Source organism: Glycomyces sambucus (assembly GCF_900102815.1).
GTDB lineage: Bacteria > Actinomycetota > Actinomycetes > Mycobacteriales > Micromonosporaceae > Glycomyces > Glycomyces sambucus.
The window spans coordinates 373,527-388,896 of record NZ_FNGF01000006.1 but is presented as its reverse complement, the minus strand read 5'-3'; the positions used below and the strand labels follow the sequence as shown (position 1 = coordinate 388,896).

8 protein-coding genes are annotated in these 15,370 nt (G+C 71.4%); 2 read left to right on the top strand and 6 right to left on the bottom strand.

The features are described 5' to 3' along the window. Positions 1 to 29: 29 nt before the first annotated feature. Complete coding sequence (locus BLS99_RS19590) at positions 30 to 2,150, bottom strand: discoidin domain-containing protein (RefSeq protein ID WP_218126729.1); 2,121 nt, start codon at positions 2,148 to 2,150, stop codon at positions 30 to 32. Positions 2,151 to 2,239: 89 nt separating this feature from the next. Continuing rightward, positions 2,240 to 4,093 carry a hypothetical protein gene (locus tag BLS99_RS19585; protein WP_091053392.1) on the bottom strand — a complete coding sequence of 618 codons (1,854 nt, stop codon included), beginning with the start codon at positions 4,091 to 4,093 and terminating at the stop codon, positions 2,240 to 2,242. Positions 4,094 to 4,331: 238 nt separating this feature from the next. On the opposite strand from BLS99_RS19585, the gene BLS99_RS19580 reads away from it, so the two are divergent. Then, positions 4,332 to 5,363, top strand: a complete 1,032-nt coding sequence (locus BLS99_RS19580) for a LacI family DNA-binding transcriptional regulator (protein ID WP_091053391.1) — start codon at positions 4,332 to 4,334, stop codon at positions 5,361 to 5,363. Positions 5,364 to 5,367: 4 nt separating this feature from the next. Here the strand turns inward: BLS99_RS19580 and BLS99_RS19575 are convergent, their stop codons facing one another. The 3 genes from BLS99_RS19575 to BLS99_RS19565 all read right to left on the bottom strand — a co-directional run bounded on the left by BLS99_RS19575 (position 5,368) and on the right by BLS99_RS19565 (position 8,605). After that, positions 5,368 to 6,621 carry an MFS transporter gene (locus tag BLS99_RS19575; RefSeq protein WP_091053390.1) on the bottom strand — a complete coding sequence of 418 codons (1,254 nt, stop codon included), beginning with the start codon at positions 6,619 to 6,621 and terminating at the stop codon, positions 5,368 to 5,370. A 40-nt stretch (positions 6,622 to 6,661) separates the two neighbouring features. Beyond that, entirely contained in the window at positions 6,662 to 7,108 is a 447-nt protein-coding gene (locus tag BLS99_RS19570) for a MarR family winged helix-turn-helix transcriptional regulator (RefSeq protein WP_091053389.1), read from the bottom strand. 81 nt (positions 7,109 to 7,189) lie between these two features. Next, complete coding sequence (locus BLS99_RS19565; RefSeq protein WP_091053388.1) at positions 7,190 to 8,605, bottom strand: alpha/beta hydrolase family protein; 1,416 nt, start codon at positions 8,603 to 8,605, stop codon at positions 7,190 to 7,192. Positions 8,606 to 8,738: 133 nt separating this feature from the next. On the opposite strand from BLS99_RS19565, the gene BLS99_RS19560 reads away from it, so the two are divergent. After that, positions 8,739 to 9,278 (top strand): NUDIX hydrolase, encoded by a 540-nt coding sequence (locus BLS99_RS19560; protein ID WP_218126728.1) that lies wholly within the window; start codon positions 8,739 to 8,741, stop codon positions 9,276 to 9,278. A 73-nt stretch (positions 9,279 to 9,351) separates the two neighbouring features. On the opposite strand, the gene BLS99_RS19555 is transcribed toward BLS99_RS19560, so the two are convergent. After that, positions 9,352 to 15,255 carry a LamG-like jellyroll fold domain-containing protein gene (locus BLS99_RS19555; RefSeq protein ID WP_091053386.1) on the bottom strand — a complete coding sequence of 1,968 codons (5,904 nt, stop codon included), beginning with the start codon at positions 15,253 to 15,255 and terminating at the stop codon, positions 9,352 to 9,354. Between the last annotated feature and the right edge of the window lie 115 nt (positions 15,256 to 15,370).

Genomic DNA, 15,370 nt, shown 5'->3' with positions numbered 1-15,370 from the left:
GGGCCGCGCCGCGGCCCGCCCGCGGATCATCAGGTGTAGACGCCGAACTCGTAGAGCGAGAAGCCCCACTCGGTGGCGCGGTCGGTGCACAGGACGCGCACGTAGCGGCCCGCGCCGGAGACCTGGAGGGTGTCCGCGCCGCCGTTGCCGCCGGTCGCGGTGTGGATCGTGGTCCAGTCGGCGCCGTTGTCCGACACCTGGATCTGATAGCCGGTGGCGTACGCGGTCTCCCACACGAGCTGGACGGCGTCGAAGTCGCGCCTCGAGCCCAGGTCGACGCGCAGCCACTGGTCGTCGGCCCACTCGCTGGCCCAGCGGGTCGCGAGGTCCCCGTCGAAGGCCGCGGCCGGCGTGTGGCCGCCCCACTCCTGGAAGGTGGACGCCTCGGCCGGGCGCCCCTGCGCGATGTTCTCGCCCTCCACATCGGGGAGCGTCACCTCGAAGGACCGGCTCTCGACGCCGACGTTGCCGTGGCCGTCCTCGACCCAGACGTACAGCTTCCACACCCCGAGGATCTCGGGCGCGCGGATGTCGATCGTGCCGTCGGCGTTGACGGTGTAGTCCGCCAGCAGCATGTCCCATGAGCCGTTCACATAGGCGCTGTTGACCATCGGGATGTACTCGAGGGTGTCGCCGTCGGGGTCGGCCACGTCGAGGTCGACGGTGAACTCCTCGCCGCCGACCACGGGACCGTCCAGGCCCAGGTCCATGCCGGAGATGACGGGAGGCGTGTTCGCCTGCGCCGTCCCGCCGTACGCCTCGGCGACCGCGTAGAACGACAGGCGCCGGTTGCCGCCGGGGTAGAGGTTGAACCACACGCCGCCGAAGTCGCCCTCGGTGCCGAAGTGGAACATCGTCGCGCCGAGCGCGACCCCCTCGTGGCCGGTGATGCAGTCCCACGCCTCGGTGTACGCCGCGGCCTTGTCCACGTCGGACGGTTCGTCGGGGACCCCGTTGGCGTCGTCGGGGACCTCCCACTCGCCGGCCGGGCCGGTCTCGGTGACGACGTACGGCCGGTCGTAGCCGCCGGCCTCCCACGCCTCCTCGACCCCGCAGATGTCGCCGTAGGAGTTCACGGCGAGCAGGTCGAGGTCGGGGGAGTTCGCCTCGTAGTACGGCCAGGCGCCGGTCCACGCGTCGGTGGAGGTCACCGGGTGGTCGGCGTCGATCGCGTGGATCGCCACCGCCACGTCGTTGACGAACGCCGTGTACGCGTTGCGCTGCGCTTCGAGCACCGCGCCGCTGTAGCAGTTCTGGAGCCCGAGCACCGACTCGTTGCCGACGTTCCACATCAGGACCGCCGGGTGGTCCCGGTACACCTCGACCCAGCCGGTGATGTCGCTGAGCGCCTGGTTCTTGTAGGTGGTGTCGGTCGTGTAGTCGATGCACCCGCCCGAGCCGGGCCCGCCGCCGGGCAGGAGCCAGAAGCCGAGCATGACCCGCACGTCGTGCGCGGCGGCCGCGTCGAGCAGCGGCAGCGAGGAGGCGTCGGTGCCCCACGTGCGCAACGTGTTCACGCCCATCGCGGCGACCTCGGGCATGAGCGCGGCGGCCTCGGCGGGGGAGGGCCCCCACGTCAGGCCCTTGATGGTGAACGGCTCGTCGTCGACGGTGAGCTGCCAGTTCCCCTGGGAGCCGATGACCTCGACCTCGGCGGGGCCGTCGGGGACCTCGCTGCCGCCGCCCGCGGCGCAGCCGTAGACGTCGAAGCTCCACAGCGAGTACCCGTAGCCGCCGACCCGGTCGAGGCCCTGCATCCGGACGTAGCGGCCGGTCGCGTCGAGGGTGATCGACTCCGATCCGCCGCCGCCCGAGGACTCGGCGTACGCGGTGGTCCAGCTCGTGCCGTCCGCCGACACCTGGATCTCGTAGGCGGTCGCGTACGCGGCCTCCCAGACGAGTTCGACCCGCGTCAGGTCGAACTGCCCGCCGAGGTCGACCTGGATCCACTGGTCGTCGCTGAACTGCGAGGACCAGCGGGTGCCAGGGTCGCCGTCGAAGGCCGCCGACGCCGGGGTGTAGTCGGCGCTCTCCACCGACGAGGCCGAGGCCGGCCGCTGGTGGGAGAGCAGGGCCTCCGCTTCCTGGGCCTGGGCGGGCGCGAGGGCCACCGCCCACGCGCCCGCGGCGCAGAAGAGCGCCGTGAGCATTGCGATCGCTCTGCGGGGCAACGCTCTGCGAGTCAGTGCTCTGCTGGACAAGGGGGTTCGCATCGAAGCTCCTGTTCGGGTTCGGGGGGTCACGGGTACGCCACCACGTAGCTGGTGAAGGTGCCGGAGTCCACTTGGCCGCCGGTCTCGTTGACGACCCGGCGGATCGTGCCGACCCCGCCGAGCGAGACGCTGACCAGGGACGTGAGCCGGATGCCGCCGTGGCCGGGGGTCTCGAAGACCCGGTCGCACACGACGTTCGGGTTGGTGTTGAAGAAGCAGTAGCCCCCGCCGCCCCACAGGGCGTGCTCGGCCACCGCGTCGTCCACTTTGTACGATGCCCAGCCGTTGGCGCCGGTGCGCCAGGTCGCCTGGTCCGGCGGGTCGTAGGGCATCTCGTTCTGGAAGAAGTAGGTCCGGCCGCGCTCGCCGGCCCAGATGACCTGGTACTCCTGGTAGTGCTCGGCGAAGAGGCCGTAGGCGGTCACGTCGTCGCCGTGGACGACCATGCCGTTGGCGGCCGGGTTGACGTCCCAGCCGATGCCCTCGCCGTGGTCGCCGCGCCACAGCCACAGGTGGTCGGCGATCACGTGCCGGGAGTTCACCTCCAGGCTGACGCGGGCCGAGCCCGGATGCGCGCCGCCGATGCGCGCGAACAGGTCGTGGAGCGAGACCGGGTCGGCGCCGTGGTCGGCGGCCGAGCCGGGCGGGCCGATCTGCACCAGCACGTCGGACTCGGCCTCCCCGGCGTCGATGAGGAGCCCGGCGAGGACCACCCCGTCCACGTCGGCGACGGCGATGGCGGTCTGGCCGCCGGTGGGGATGATCGTCGCCAGGCCGAGTCCGAGGACCACGGTCCCGGGCGCGGTGACGTTCAGGGTCCGGTCGAACTCGTGGACGCCGGGCGTGAAGAGCAGGTGGCGGCCCTCGGCGAGGGCCCGCTCGACGGTGGCGACGTCCTCGCCCGGGTTGACCACGAAGAACTCGGCGAGCGAGATCGACGTGCCCGCGGGGGCGCCGGACTCCCAGCTGGTGCCGGTGGCGTCGCGCCTGATCGCAGGCTTGAAGACCCGGAACTCGCCGTCGGCGGCGGTGTAGAGGAACGGCTTCTCGCGGATCACCGGCGCCCGGTCGACGACGGTGTGCGAGGGGTCGGGGAAGTGGTTCGCGGGGGCGCCGGCGGTGCCGACGAACACCATGTTCCACACCGAGCCCGCCCATCCCCCTTGGAGGTTGGAGTTGCGGGTGAAGAACTGCTGCTGCGATCCGGAGACCACGCGGCCCGAGATCCGGGAGTCGGCGAAGAACCCGCCGGAGGCCCAGCCCTCGTAGCCGTCCCACAGCTGCATCTCGGTGGTGCGCAGGTCGATGCGGCGGAACGGGGCCGCCTGGGAGACCGCCCAGCGGGCGATCTGCCCGCTCGGGTTGCGGATGGCGAGGTTCTCGACCGAGCGCCAGAAGTTCTGGGTCGCGTTCCCGAGGTAGTCGGGGCGGTCGTCGCCCTGGGGGAGCCAGTCGGCCTCGACCCGGACGTGGCCGTCGATGACGGTGTCGCCGGGCAGGAGCCCGAGCCCGGCGACCTGCGTGTAGAACCGCAGGTCGATGTCGGCGGCGTAGGTGCCGGGGCGGAAGAGCACGGCGTGGCGCTCGCGCCCGAACTGGTTGGTGCGCATCGAAGCGGTGATGGCGTCGACCGCGCTCTGGATCTCGGCGGCCGGGGTGGACGGGCCGAAGAGGTGGGTGTTGGGGCCGAGGTCGGGGTCGTAGGCGTCGGTCGGCGGGAGGACGTCGGGGTCCTCGCCGCAGGCGTTCGCCGGCTGGGCCTGGGCCCGGGCGACGACGCCGCCGACGCCGATGCCCGCGGCGACCGCTGCGGCGGCGGCGCCGCCGAGTGCCGCCCGGCGCTTGAAGCCGCGGTGGTCCGGTGGGGATTGTTCCTGCATATGGGCCTCCTGGGAGGTGCGGAAGGGAAGGAACGGATGGATCATTGCCGGGCTGTGTCGGGATCGGTATGGGAGAGCGCTCTCCCACGAACTCATGCTAAAACGCGGATTTCGAGATTGTCAAGTTCTTCGATATATAGATAATCCGGCCGAATCGGCGACCCGTTCGAGCGGTATGCACGCCGGTGCGGCTTTTCCTGTGGGAGAGCGATTTCCGAGAACGTGCTATAACTGGTCGATGAGCGCTGATCCCTCCCCGACGCTTGAGGACGTCGCGCGCGTCGCCGGCGTCTCGCGCGCGACGGTCTCGCGGGTCATCAACCGGACCCGGAACGTCGCCCCCGAGATCCAGGAGGTCGTGCGCCGCGCGGTCGAGGCCACCGGGTACGTCCCGAACCGGGCCGCGCGCTCCTTGGTGACCCGCCGCAGCGAGGCGGTCGGCGTGGTCGTCGCCGGGACCGACCTGAGCGACAGCCTCAACGCCGGCCAGTTCCTCACCGACCCGTTCTTCGGGCGCCTCCTCACCGGGATCATCGGCGCCCTGAAACCGCGCGGGATCTTCCCCGCGCTCATGCTCGCCGAGAACGCCGCCGACGACCTCGCGATCACCGCGTACTTCAAGCAGGGCAACGCGGACGGGGCCCTGCTCATCTCCACGTACCCCGACGAGCGGCTGCCCGCCATGCTCGCCGACGTGGGCCGGCCGTCGGTGCGGTTCGCGCGCCCGGCCAGCCCCGGCCCGGTGAGCTATGTGGACCTCGCGCACCGCGAGGGCGGCCGGATGGCCGCCGCCCACCTCGCCTCGATCGGCCGCCGCCGGCCCGTGGCGATCACCGGACCGCTGGAGATCCCCGCCGCCCAGGAGCGCCAGGCCGGGTACGAGGAGGGCTGGGCCCGCCACGGCTGCCCGTTCGTGCCCGTCTGCGAAGGCGGGTTCACCTACGACAGCGGCGAACGCGCGATGAAGGAGCTGCTCGACCGGGTCCCCGACCTCGACGCGGTCTTCGCCGCGAGCGACCTCATGGCGCAGGGCGCGATCCACGCGCTGGGGGACCACGGGCGGCGCGTGCCCGAGGACGTGGCGGTCGTCGGCTTCGACGACAGCGCCCCGGCCCGCCTGAGCCGCCCCGGGATCACCACGATCCGCCAGCCACTGGAAGAGATGGCCGCCGAGATGGTGCGGCTGCTGCTCGACCGGCTCGACGACCCGTCGCCGGAGCCGACCTCGGTCATCTTCGACCCGGTCCTGGTCCTGCGCGAGTCCGCCTGAGCCGCTAGACCTCGTCGCCCACGGTGATGAGCTGCGCCTCGGCCACCGGGGTGTTCTCCGGCCGCGTCAGGTGCGCGAGCGTGCGCTTCCCGAAGGCCAGCACCGCGATCGACACCGCGAGGGCCGCGACCCCGAACCAGTACGGCGCGCCGTCGCCCCACGCCCCGGCGATCGAGCCGGAGACCGCCGGCGCGATGGCGCCGCCGAGGAACCGCACGCCCGAGTACGTGGAGGACGCGACGCCGCGGGGCAGGTCGGTCGCCTCCATCACCGTCTCGGTCAGGGCCGTGTTGGGCACGCCGAGGAACAGGCCCGCGGCGATCACCACCACGACGAGCACCGACACCGAGTCCACCCCGATCCCCATGACCGCCAAGCCGACCGCGAGCAGGCCGAACATCGAGTACAGGACCGGGAGCAGCCCGAACCGCCGCGTCAGGACCGGGGCCGCGAACACCGAGGTGACGGCGAGCGCCGCGCCCCAGCCGAAGAAGACCAGGCCCAGCTCGTGCGCGCCGAAGTCCATGCCCGCCTTGGCGGCCGCGGCCTCGAGCGGGTACGGGGTGTACGCGAGCAGCGTGAAGAACGCGTAGTTGTAGAACAGGGCGGTGACCGCGAGGGTGCGCAGCGCCCGGTCGCGCAGCGCCGACAGGCCCGCGGTGAACGGCACGGGCTCGGGCTTCGCGGCCGGGCCGCGCAGGAGCACGACGATCGCGGCCAGGGCGATCGCCATGAGCGCGGCCGTCCCGAAGAACGGCCCGCGCCAGGATGCCTCGCCGAGCGCGCCGCCCAGGAGCGGGCCCACGGCCATGCCGATGCCGAGCGCGGCCTCGTAGAGGATCACGGCCTGGCGGCTGCCGCCGCTGGCGGCGCCGACGATCGCGGCGAGCGCGGTCGAGATGAACAGGGCGTTCCCCAGGCCCCATCCGGCGCGGAAGCCGATGATCTGGCCGACGGTGTCCGAGGCGCCCGCGAGGCCCGCGAACACGACGATGAGGGCGAGGCCCCCGATCAGCGTCCGCTTGACGCCGACGCGGCTGGAGATGAAGCCGCTGAAGAACATCGCGACCGCGGTGATGAGCAGGTAGCTGGTGAACAGCAGCATCGTCTGCGAGGGCGTGGCGCGCAGCCCTTCGCTGATGGCGGGCAGGATCGGGTCGACGAGGCCGATCCCCATGAACGACACCGCGCAGGCGAACGCGATCGCCCACACCGCCGTCGGCTGGCGCAGGATCGACGGCTGCTTCGTGTCAGGCATTCGGGCACTTCTTTCCTTGCACGGGGTCCGGGCCCCGGGATCATTCCTGGTTGAGGCGGTCGGCCAGCTCCTGGAGCAGGTCGGCGGCCCTGGTGAGCACGGCCAGGTCGTCCTTGCCGAGCCCTTCGAGCGCGGGCCGCACCTTCGCGGCGGCGCGCATGCGGAACCGGTGGAGCTCTTCGGCGCCGGCCTCGGTGAGGCTGACGACGGCGGCGCGGGCGTCGGCCGGGTCGGTGCCGCGCGCGACGAGGCCGTCCGCTTCGAGGCGGTTCACGGCGGCGGTCATCGCGGGCTGGGTGATGGCCTCGCGCAGGGCGAGTTCGCCCACGCGCAGGTCGCCTTCCTGCTGGAGGTTGGCGAGCGCGCGGAGGGCGATGAGGGACCGCTGCGTCCCGGCCCGGCGCGAGGCGGTGCGCGCGAAGCGGCTCCCCTGGGAGATGAGGCGCGCGGCCAACTGGTCGATGCCTTCGGGGCTCCGTGAAACCATAGAACAACTATATACATGCCTTATATAAAATGGCGAAGGGGAGCGCCCGGCGGCACGGCCGCCGGGCGCTCCCTCCCGCCTCTACGCCGCGAGACCCCAGTACAGACCCCACGGGATCATGACCGCGACCCCGGTGAGCAGCGCCGCGAACCGCAGCCGCGAGCCGCCGCCCATCGGCCGCCGCAACTGGAACGCGAGCGCGAGGGCCGCGAGGACCAGCACCGCCGCCGCGGCCTGGAGCACCAGCCACACCAGCGGCCGGCCCAGCACCACCGGGCCGAGGAGCATCTGCCCGCCCGACATGAGAATCCAGCCCGCGTACCCCGAGGCCAGGACCGGCAGCAGCAGCCCGATCACCGCAACCGTCCGCGAGGCCCACGTCGCCGCCAGCGGGCCGCGCTTCGCCAGCCGCGCGACCGAGGCCGACACCGGGTACGCGAGGAACAGCACCGCGAACAGGGCCAGCGCGCCGAACATCGCCGCGCCCGTGCCGAACCACGGCGGCGACGCCACCGGGTCCGACGCGACCGACTCCTCCGGGATCGCATCGACCACGACCGCGGACTCGCCCGCAGCCAGGCCGCCGACCCACGCGGCGACCGTGTCGACGTACGCCTGGTCGATCTCGTCGCGGTCGTAGTCCTCGCCCTTCGTGCCGTCGACCGTGGGCACCATCCGGTGGTCCACACCCGGGATCAGCCGCAGCGCGTAGTTCGTGTTGCCGCCCGCTTCGAGCGCGTCCCGGTACAGGGTCATCGTGCGGCCCGGGGGCGTGTTCAGGTCGAACTCGGCGAAGACCCCGAGGAACGGCCGGTCGAGCCCGGTCAGTGCCGGGAGCGGGTCGTACCCGGCGAGCCGGTACATGCCGCCGTCCACGACCGCCGCGATCAAGCGCTCGCCCAAGGGCTCCGCCAGGTGCTCGCTCACCCCTTGGCGGATGAGTTCGCTGCGGTTCATCCACGACTGCGTGTCCTCGGGGGTGATGGCGCTGCCGCCGGAGGTGATGACGAACGCCGCCGCATCGGAGCGCGCCGCCGCCTCGATCACCGTCCACGCGCCCTCGCTGTGGCCGTGCAGGCCCACCAGGCCCGGGTCCGCCTCGGGCATGGCGCGCAGGGCCTCGACGGCCGCGTTCGCGTCGTCGGCCAGGTCCTCGATCGACGCCGCGAACTGCGAGTAGCCCTCGGCGCCGCCGCGCTTGTCGTAGATCATCGCGACCATGCCGGCCTCGGCGAACGCCTCCGCGTTCGCGCGGTACCGGTCCCGGTCGGGGCCCGGACCTGCGCCGTGGACGAGGACGACGCCCGGAAGCCCCTGGGCGCCTTCGGGAGCGATCACCGTCGCACCGATCTCGCGGTCGCCGTTGCTGAACGTCACCTCCGTCTCGACGAGCCCGGTCTCCTGCGCCGCGGCCGGCGCGGGCGGCGCCAGTGCGAGCGCGGCGACGGTCAGGAGCCCGGCCGCCGCCGTACTGAGGACGGTCTTGAGGGATGCCATCTCACTTGCCTTTCGTGGGGGATTTCCAGTCCCCTCAACGTAGGCAGCGCGACCCCTCGCGCGGAATCATGCTGAGTTCCCTCCTGGACCGGGGGTACGCCCCACCCTTGGCACGCGCTGGCAGAATGTGCTGGTGCCCATCACCATCGCCCACCTGCGCGATCAGCTCACCGCCTATCTCGACCGCTGGCCCGCGTCCGCCGCCGAGATCCAGCCGCTCCTCGACCTCGACTCCGCGGCCGGCTTCGACCGCGCGACCCTGCCCGGCCACGTGACGGCCTCGGCGATCGTCCTCGACGAGTCCGGCGCGGTCCTCCTCGTCCACCACCGGGCCCTCGACCGCTGGTTCCAGCCCGGCGGCCACCTCGAACCCGGCGACGACTCCCTCCCGGCCGCCGCCCTCCGCGAGGCCGTCGAGGAGGCCGGCCTCGACCCGATCGGCCTCGAACTCCTCGACCGCGCCCCGATCCACATTGACGTCCACCCGATCCCCGCCAACCCTCGTAAAGGCGAAGCGGCGCACGACCACTACGATGTCCGCTACCTCTTCCGCTGCGTCCGCGGCGACCTCCGCCCCCGCGCCGAAGAAGTCCACGCCGCCGAATGGCGCCCCGCCGCCGACCTCGACAACGACGACCTCATCGAGCGCCTCCAGGACTACGTCACCCGCTGACCGGCAGGGCGATGGAGACGGCGGGGCCGCCGGACGCAATGCGTCCGGCGGCCCCGCCGTCCTCTCTGATCGGTTACACGGCCGTCGCCACGACGGTCTGCTGCGTACCGCTCGGAATGGCGGTCCACGCCAGGCAGCTCAGCGGTGTCGCACCGGCCGACGAGATGTAGATCGCGCTCGTACTGCCGCCCAGGGCCGCGCCGAACATCCCGCTGACCGAGGGCGTCGGGTCGGTGATCATCGTGTCGATGTCGGCGGCGGGGAACGCCGCACCGGTGACGTGGACGATCCCCTGGTCCCCTTGCGAGGAGCGGTCCTCGTTGATCGAGGTGATCGCCAGCTTCAGCGTCGAGTTCGTCGCCTCCGCGGACTGGTCGAGGTTGTACAGCCTGACCGAGTTGCCGAGGAGGTCGCTCGTCTCGGCGGCATCGCCGAGGGCGCCGCCCTGGAGGTACGCGAGCATGTAGGTGCCCGTGTTCTCCGTGCCGAAGTACATCAGGTTGACGATCCCCGCGTCGGCGGCGCCGCCGGTGACGTCCTCACCCGGGCTGCTGACCGCGATCGCGGTCCTGACGGCCTCGACGCCGAGCGTGGCCGGCCAGTAGTCGACGGCGGAGACGGAGAAGCCCGTCCTGTCGCCGGCCTCCGCGGCGTTGGCGCCGAACGCCGGGTTCGACTGGTCGAACCAGCCGATCAGTCTCGGCCAGCCCTCCGGCGACCGCTCGTGGGTGAACACCGAGATGCCCCCGGCGTCGGTGAGCGTTCCGGATCCGTCCTCGAAGGGCGAGCCCACCACGAACCTCGACGAAGTCGTGGAGACCGCGTACCCGAAGTTGTCCCCGGCCTCGACCGCGGTGGTGCTCCCGTAGGTGTTCCCGTCGACCCAGGCGTTCGAGTCGCCCTGGAAGTAGACCAGGGCTCCGGCGTCGACCACTTCGGGGATCTCCGTGTCGCCGTCGCGGAACGCGCCGGTGCTGTCGGTCTGCACGTCCTCCCCGGGCATGCTCACCACCAGGACGGGTGTGCCGTCGTGGCGGTTGTCGGCCGACACCGAGAACCCGAAGCGGTCGCCCGCCTCGGGCGCGCCCGGGACGCCGGGCGACGCCTGGCTGAACCAGTGCGCGGCCTCGTCGTCGATGCCGCCCGGACTGCCGGGCAGCACGATCACCGAGCCGGTCGAACTGTTCTCACCGGGCACGCCGGCCACGATCTCCGAGCACCCGTCGCCGTCGGCGTCGTACATCGACACCGAGCGGCCGAACTGGTCGCCCGCCTCCGAGTCGCCAACGTCGCCGTGCGACTCCTCGGTGACGATGCTCGCCGCGCCGGTGGCGCCGTCGAAGAACCAGAACCCGCCGGAGTCGGTCAGGCCCTCGGCGTCGTACGACGAGTAGGGCATGACCCCGTCGGCGTACCCGTCGCCGTTGACGTCGTCCTTGACACCGAAGCAGGTGTCCGCGTCGGCCCAGGTGGGTTCGGCCGCATAGAGCCCGGTGCCCGACGAGTATCGCGTCCACAGTGCACCGAGGTCGCCGTCGGTGCCGCCGCGGAGCGTCATCAGGTCCTCCCTGCCGTCGCCGTCGAGGTCGCCGCCGGCGACGTCCGTGAGCGCCCACGGGGTCAGGTCGGTGGCGCAGCCGGTGCAGCGGTCGGAGTACTCCCATGCCGCGACGGCGCCGAAGCCCCGTTGCGTCCCGAGGGACAGGGACACGTTGACGCGGACGCGGTTGTTGAACCGGTAGGTCGCCAGCAGGTCCTCGCGGCCGTCGCCGTTGACGTCCGCGACGGTCAGGCGGTCGCGCTCGGTGTCCCAGTTGTTCGGCGTGTCCAGCTTGTACTCGGCGGTGCCGAGCCCTGTCGCCGAGCCGTACCTGACGTACACGTCGGCGCTGCCGTCGGCGCCGGTGCGGATCTCCGCCACGTCGCCCCACCAGTCGTTGTCGAAGTCGCCGACGGCGAGTTCGACCAGACGGGAGTTGCTCGTGCCCGAGCCCTCCAGGGTCGGCGTGTCGAACGCCTGCTCGCCGAGGTCGAACTTCGCCTGCCAGATCGAGTAGGCGAAGTTGCCGTCACCGCGCAGGAGCACGAGGTCGTCGGCCTGGTCGCCCGACAGGTCCTCGAGTTGGATCTGCGTGTCCGCGAGCCTCCAGTCCGCCGCCGGCAGTTCGAGCTTCTCGACGTCGTACACGAACGGTGCGCCGCTCTTGATGCACGTGCGGTCGCGTTTGCCGCACGCGGGCATGGCCCAGACCTCGAAGTGGTCGTCGCTGGGGACGGCGACCACGAGGTCGTCGCGGCCGTCGCCCGTGACGTCGCCGGCGCGCCAGACGGCGTCGCTCGCCCGCCACGGCAGCTCCTCGTCCAGGTTGAGCGAGTCGGACTCGAACACCGGCTCCTCGGACCGGATGAGGTCCCCGGTGCCGTCATTGCGCATCAGGTAGATCTGCGAGTACACGCCTCCCTCGTCGTCCGGCGCCTCGACCACGACGAGCGCGTCGTCGAACGTGTCGCCGTTGAAGTCGCCGGTCACCAGTTGGCTGTGGACCTCGCGGACGGTGCCGTCGGCGAGGGCCTTGATCTGCTGGTCGTCGAACACGCCGGAGTTGACGTTGACGTTGTCGATCGCCCCGGGCCAGCGGTCGGCGACGTTGCCGCGGTGCAGGACCGAGCCGACCCGGAGCGGACCCTCGGAGTCCCACAGCGCGAAGCCCGTGGCGCTGGAATCGGGTTCGCCGTTCACGTAGAGGCTGGCGGTGCCGGTGGACGCCTCGTACGTGACCGCGAGGTGGGTCCACTGTCCGATCTGGACTGGTGTGTCGGCGTAGAGCTCCTTCCAGACGCCCCCGGTCAGCGCATCGGCGCTGAGGGCGCGGAACGCCCACTTGCCGGTGCTCACATGGCCGAGGTAGAACGCGCCCGTGTTCACGCCGTCCTGGCTGATCAAGTTGACGGTGCCGCCGTCTCGGTCGAGGCGGACCCAGGCTCCGATGGTGAAGTCCTGCGAGGTGTCGAGGACGGCCGAGTTCGTGACCGCGGTGGCGTCGACGCCGTTGAGCCCCAGGCCCATGCCCTCGAAGCCCTCCACCAGCTCGACCGCACCCTGCGCCGCGAGGTCATTGCTCGCGCCCGAGAGGTCGGGGATGATGGCGGTGTCGACGGTCTCGAAGTCCCAGATGCCCTCGGCGTGCTGGCCGAGGCGCTGGATCTCACCGGCCGGCACGGCGCGGTTCCAGACCTTCACGTCGTCGACGTCGCCCGCGTAGTACGTCGCCCGCCTGCCCTGCCACAGGTCGCGGCCGACGGCGAACGCCCCGGTCGCGTTCCACTCGTCCGAGAACGGCGCGGTGTTCTGGAGCTGCCCGTCCACGTAGAGCTGGAGCTGCTGGCTGCCGTAGGAGAACACGCCCGTGACGTGGTACCAGACGCCGGCCTCGGCGGTGATGTTCGAGCCCGCCGAGACGGCGAGCAGACCGCTGGAGTTCGAGTCCTGGTTGGACGCCACGATGAGGAACGTGTGGCTCTCGCCGTCGTATTTGAGCATGAACGCGGAGTTCACGAGCCCGTCCTGGGACGCGATCGTGTAGTCGACGTCGGTCTGGTGGATCCGGACCCACGCCGAGACCGTGTACGAGGAGTTCGTCGCGACCACCGGGGCGGAGCTGACCGCCTGGTCGTCGCCGTCGAACGTCAGGTACCGCAGGTGGTCGTCGGCGGCGTCGGCCGCCGTTCCGCCGGTCCACTCGCCGCCGGTGACGGTGAGCGGGCGGGACACGTCCGACGGGAACGTGGGGTAGTTCGTGTCCGCCGCCGTGGTGCCGCTGGTCTCGTCGAGCTTCCAGTGTCCGACGGGCGAGCCGTTCGGGTTGACGCTGAAGGCGTACGTGGTCTTGGACGAGACGTTGCCGTGCCCGTCATAGGCCCACACGCTCAGGGTCTGCGGGCCGCTCGACGTCGGGTCCAGTGCGACGGTCGCCGCCGCCCCCGGAGTCGAGACCGGTGCCGTGTTGTCGCCGTACGCGTCCTGGAGGCTCCACGAGTACCCGGCGGTGTCGGTCGAGGTGGAGTCGATGGTGAACCGGCCCGTCATGCCCACGGCGCCGTGTATGTTCCCGTCCGACGGGTAGTCGGTCGAGACCACCGATGGGGCCGCGGGCGGGATCGTGTCGATGAGGACCGTGCAGCCCCCGGCACTGGCGCCGGTGGCGCGGCTGTCCGCGGCGGCCACGGAGAACGAGTACCGCTGGCCGGGTACGTCCGCCGCCTTCAGCGTCCAGGTCGCACGCGCGTTGTCGGCGCCGGAGGACTCCTGCGTCTTCACCGCGTTGGTGTCCAGGTTCTTCCAGCTCAGGACGCCGTCCATGTTGTCGCCGTCGTCGTCCGTGAGCTTGGCGGTCACGGTCCACGAGGTGCCCGCGCCGAGCTTCACGGTCTTGCCGGAGGTGCAGGACTGCCCGTCGATCGTGAACGAGCCCGGCTTGTTCGGAGGCGTGTTGTATTTCACACTCAGATAGAACCCGGTGTTGCCGTCCCCGACCTTCTCCGGTCCGAAGCGCCGGAAGCCGGGGCAGTTGTTGAACGCGGGGCAGGACTCGGACGACGCCTGGAGTCCGAACTGGATCTTCCGGTCGCTCGTGTCGGCGACGTCCTGGACGTAGTCGGTGACGTCGGTCCACAGCTGCCGCGGTGCGCCGCAGCCGGACGCGACTCCTTCGTCGCGGGAGGCGATCTTCGCGCCCCAGTCGCCCTGGTCGTTCCAGGTCCAGTTCTTCAGGTTCCCCGCGTCCAGCTCGTGCAGGTCGGCGGTGACGCCGAGGTCGTCGCAGGAGCGCACCCACGAGTACGTCATCGTCATGCGCAGGTTCGCGTCGATGATGTCCTTGCCGCGGAACTTCGCGGTGCTGAACTCGAAGGCCAGGCGCCAGGTCTGCTCCATGGAGCCGTCGGCGCGGTGGGCGCGGCCGAGCCGCGCGGTGCCGTTCGGGTCCTTCTCGAACGAGCCGCCGTTGTAGTAGCTGCGGTCCCGGTAGCTCGAGTAGTTCGAGACCATCGCCCATGCGCTGGAGTCGATCTTGACGACCTCGGGGTCGATCCTGATCGGATAGACCGCGTTCGGGTCCGCCAGCATCGCGGCGTCCGGCGTCAGCGTGAGCTCACCGCCGCTGTACGCGGCGCCGACCGCGGCCGACATCGAGTACGTCGACGGCGACCAGTCGGTCGAGGGCGCGTCGCCCGCCTCCTCGTCGGGAGCGGCCGAGTCCCACATGGTCGGCGTGGGGCCGCCGTAGATCACGTTCCCCTCGTAGTCGCTGACCTCGAGCGCTCCAGTTGTGCCGATCGCGGCGGTGAAGCCGTCGAGGGCCAGGCCCAGCTCGATGCTCGCCACCTCCGCGGAGGCCGCGGCGGTCGCGGTCTTCACCTCGAAGACCTTCGCGAAGCCCGTGTTGGTCGCCCGGATCCGCAGGTCGACGCCGGGGAGGATCTCGGCGTACGTGGCGGTGTCGCCGTCCACCGACGGGGTGGGCAGATCGGAACCCCACGTGTAGGACACGGTGCGGCCGTGGACGTCCGTGATGGTGATCAGCTCGGTGTCGCCGCCGCCCGACAGGTCCAGGCCGAGGTCGGAGTTGAGCGGTTCGAGACGGCCGCCGTCCCCGGCGACCAGGGTGTTGTCGATCGGCGCCCAGAGGCCGTCGTCGGTCTGCGCCTGGTACGACTCGAGGGCGATCTCCTCGACGAAAGTGCCGTCGGGAGCCGCGAAGACCTCGGACTCGGCCGTGGCAAGCGATTGGATCTCGACGTTCTCACCGGTCTCCGCGGCCTCTTCGACGGCCTCTTCGATCTCGGTGTCGACCTCGGTGGGGGAGGAGTCCTCGCCGGCGGGAACGCCCTCGCCCGAAGGGTCGGTCTCCTGCGCGAACACGGGGGGCGGGGTGAGGAAGGCGGAGAGTGCGACGGCGCCGACGGCCAGCGCCGTCATGCGTATCGCCCTCGGCCTGGGGGGTTTGGGTCCCAAGGGTGCTCCCTATTCGATTGATGCGGGGTCGCGCGCAGCGAGGTGATCACTACGCGACAGCCGAGAGTATGCCAGAGGA

What these genes read in the sequence shown, in the direction of transcription:
- BLS99_RS19590 (WP_218126729.1), bottom strand. Translation starts at nt 2,150, where the DNA reads ATGCTCACGGCGCTCTTCTGCGCCGCGGGCGCGTGGGCGGTGGCCCTC.
- BLS99_RS19585 (WP_091053392.1), bottom strand. Translation starts at nt 4,093, where the DNA reads ATGCAGGAACAATCCCCACCGGACCACCGCGGCTTCAAGCGCCGGGCG.
- BLS99_RS19580 (WP_091053391.1), top strand. Translation starts at nt 4,332, where the DNA reads ATGAGCGCTGATCCCTCCCCGACGCTTGAGGACGTCGCGCGCGTCGCC.
- BLS99_RS19575 (WP_091053390.1), bottom strand. Translation starts at nt 6,621, where the DNA reads ATGCCTGACACGAAGCAGCCGTCGATCCTGCGCCAGCCGACGGCGGTG.
- BLS99_RS19570 (WP_091053389.1), bottom strand. Translation starts at nt 7,108, where the DNA reads ATGGTTTCACGGAGCCCCGAAGGCATCGACCAGTTGGCCGCGCGCCTC.
- BLS99_RS19565 (WP_091053388.1), bottom strand. Translation starts at nt 8,605, where the DNA reads ATGGCATCCCTCAAGACCGTCCTCAGTACGGCGGCGGCCGGGCTCCTG.
- BLS99_RS19555 (WP_091053386.1), bottom strand. Translation starts at nt 15,255, where the DNA reads ATGACGGCGCTGGCCGTCGGCGCCGTCGCACTCTCCGCCTTCCTCACC.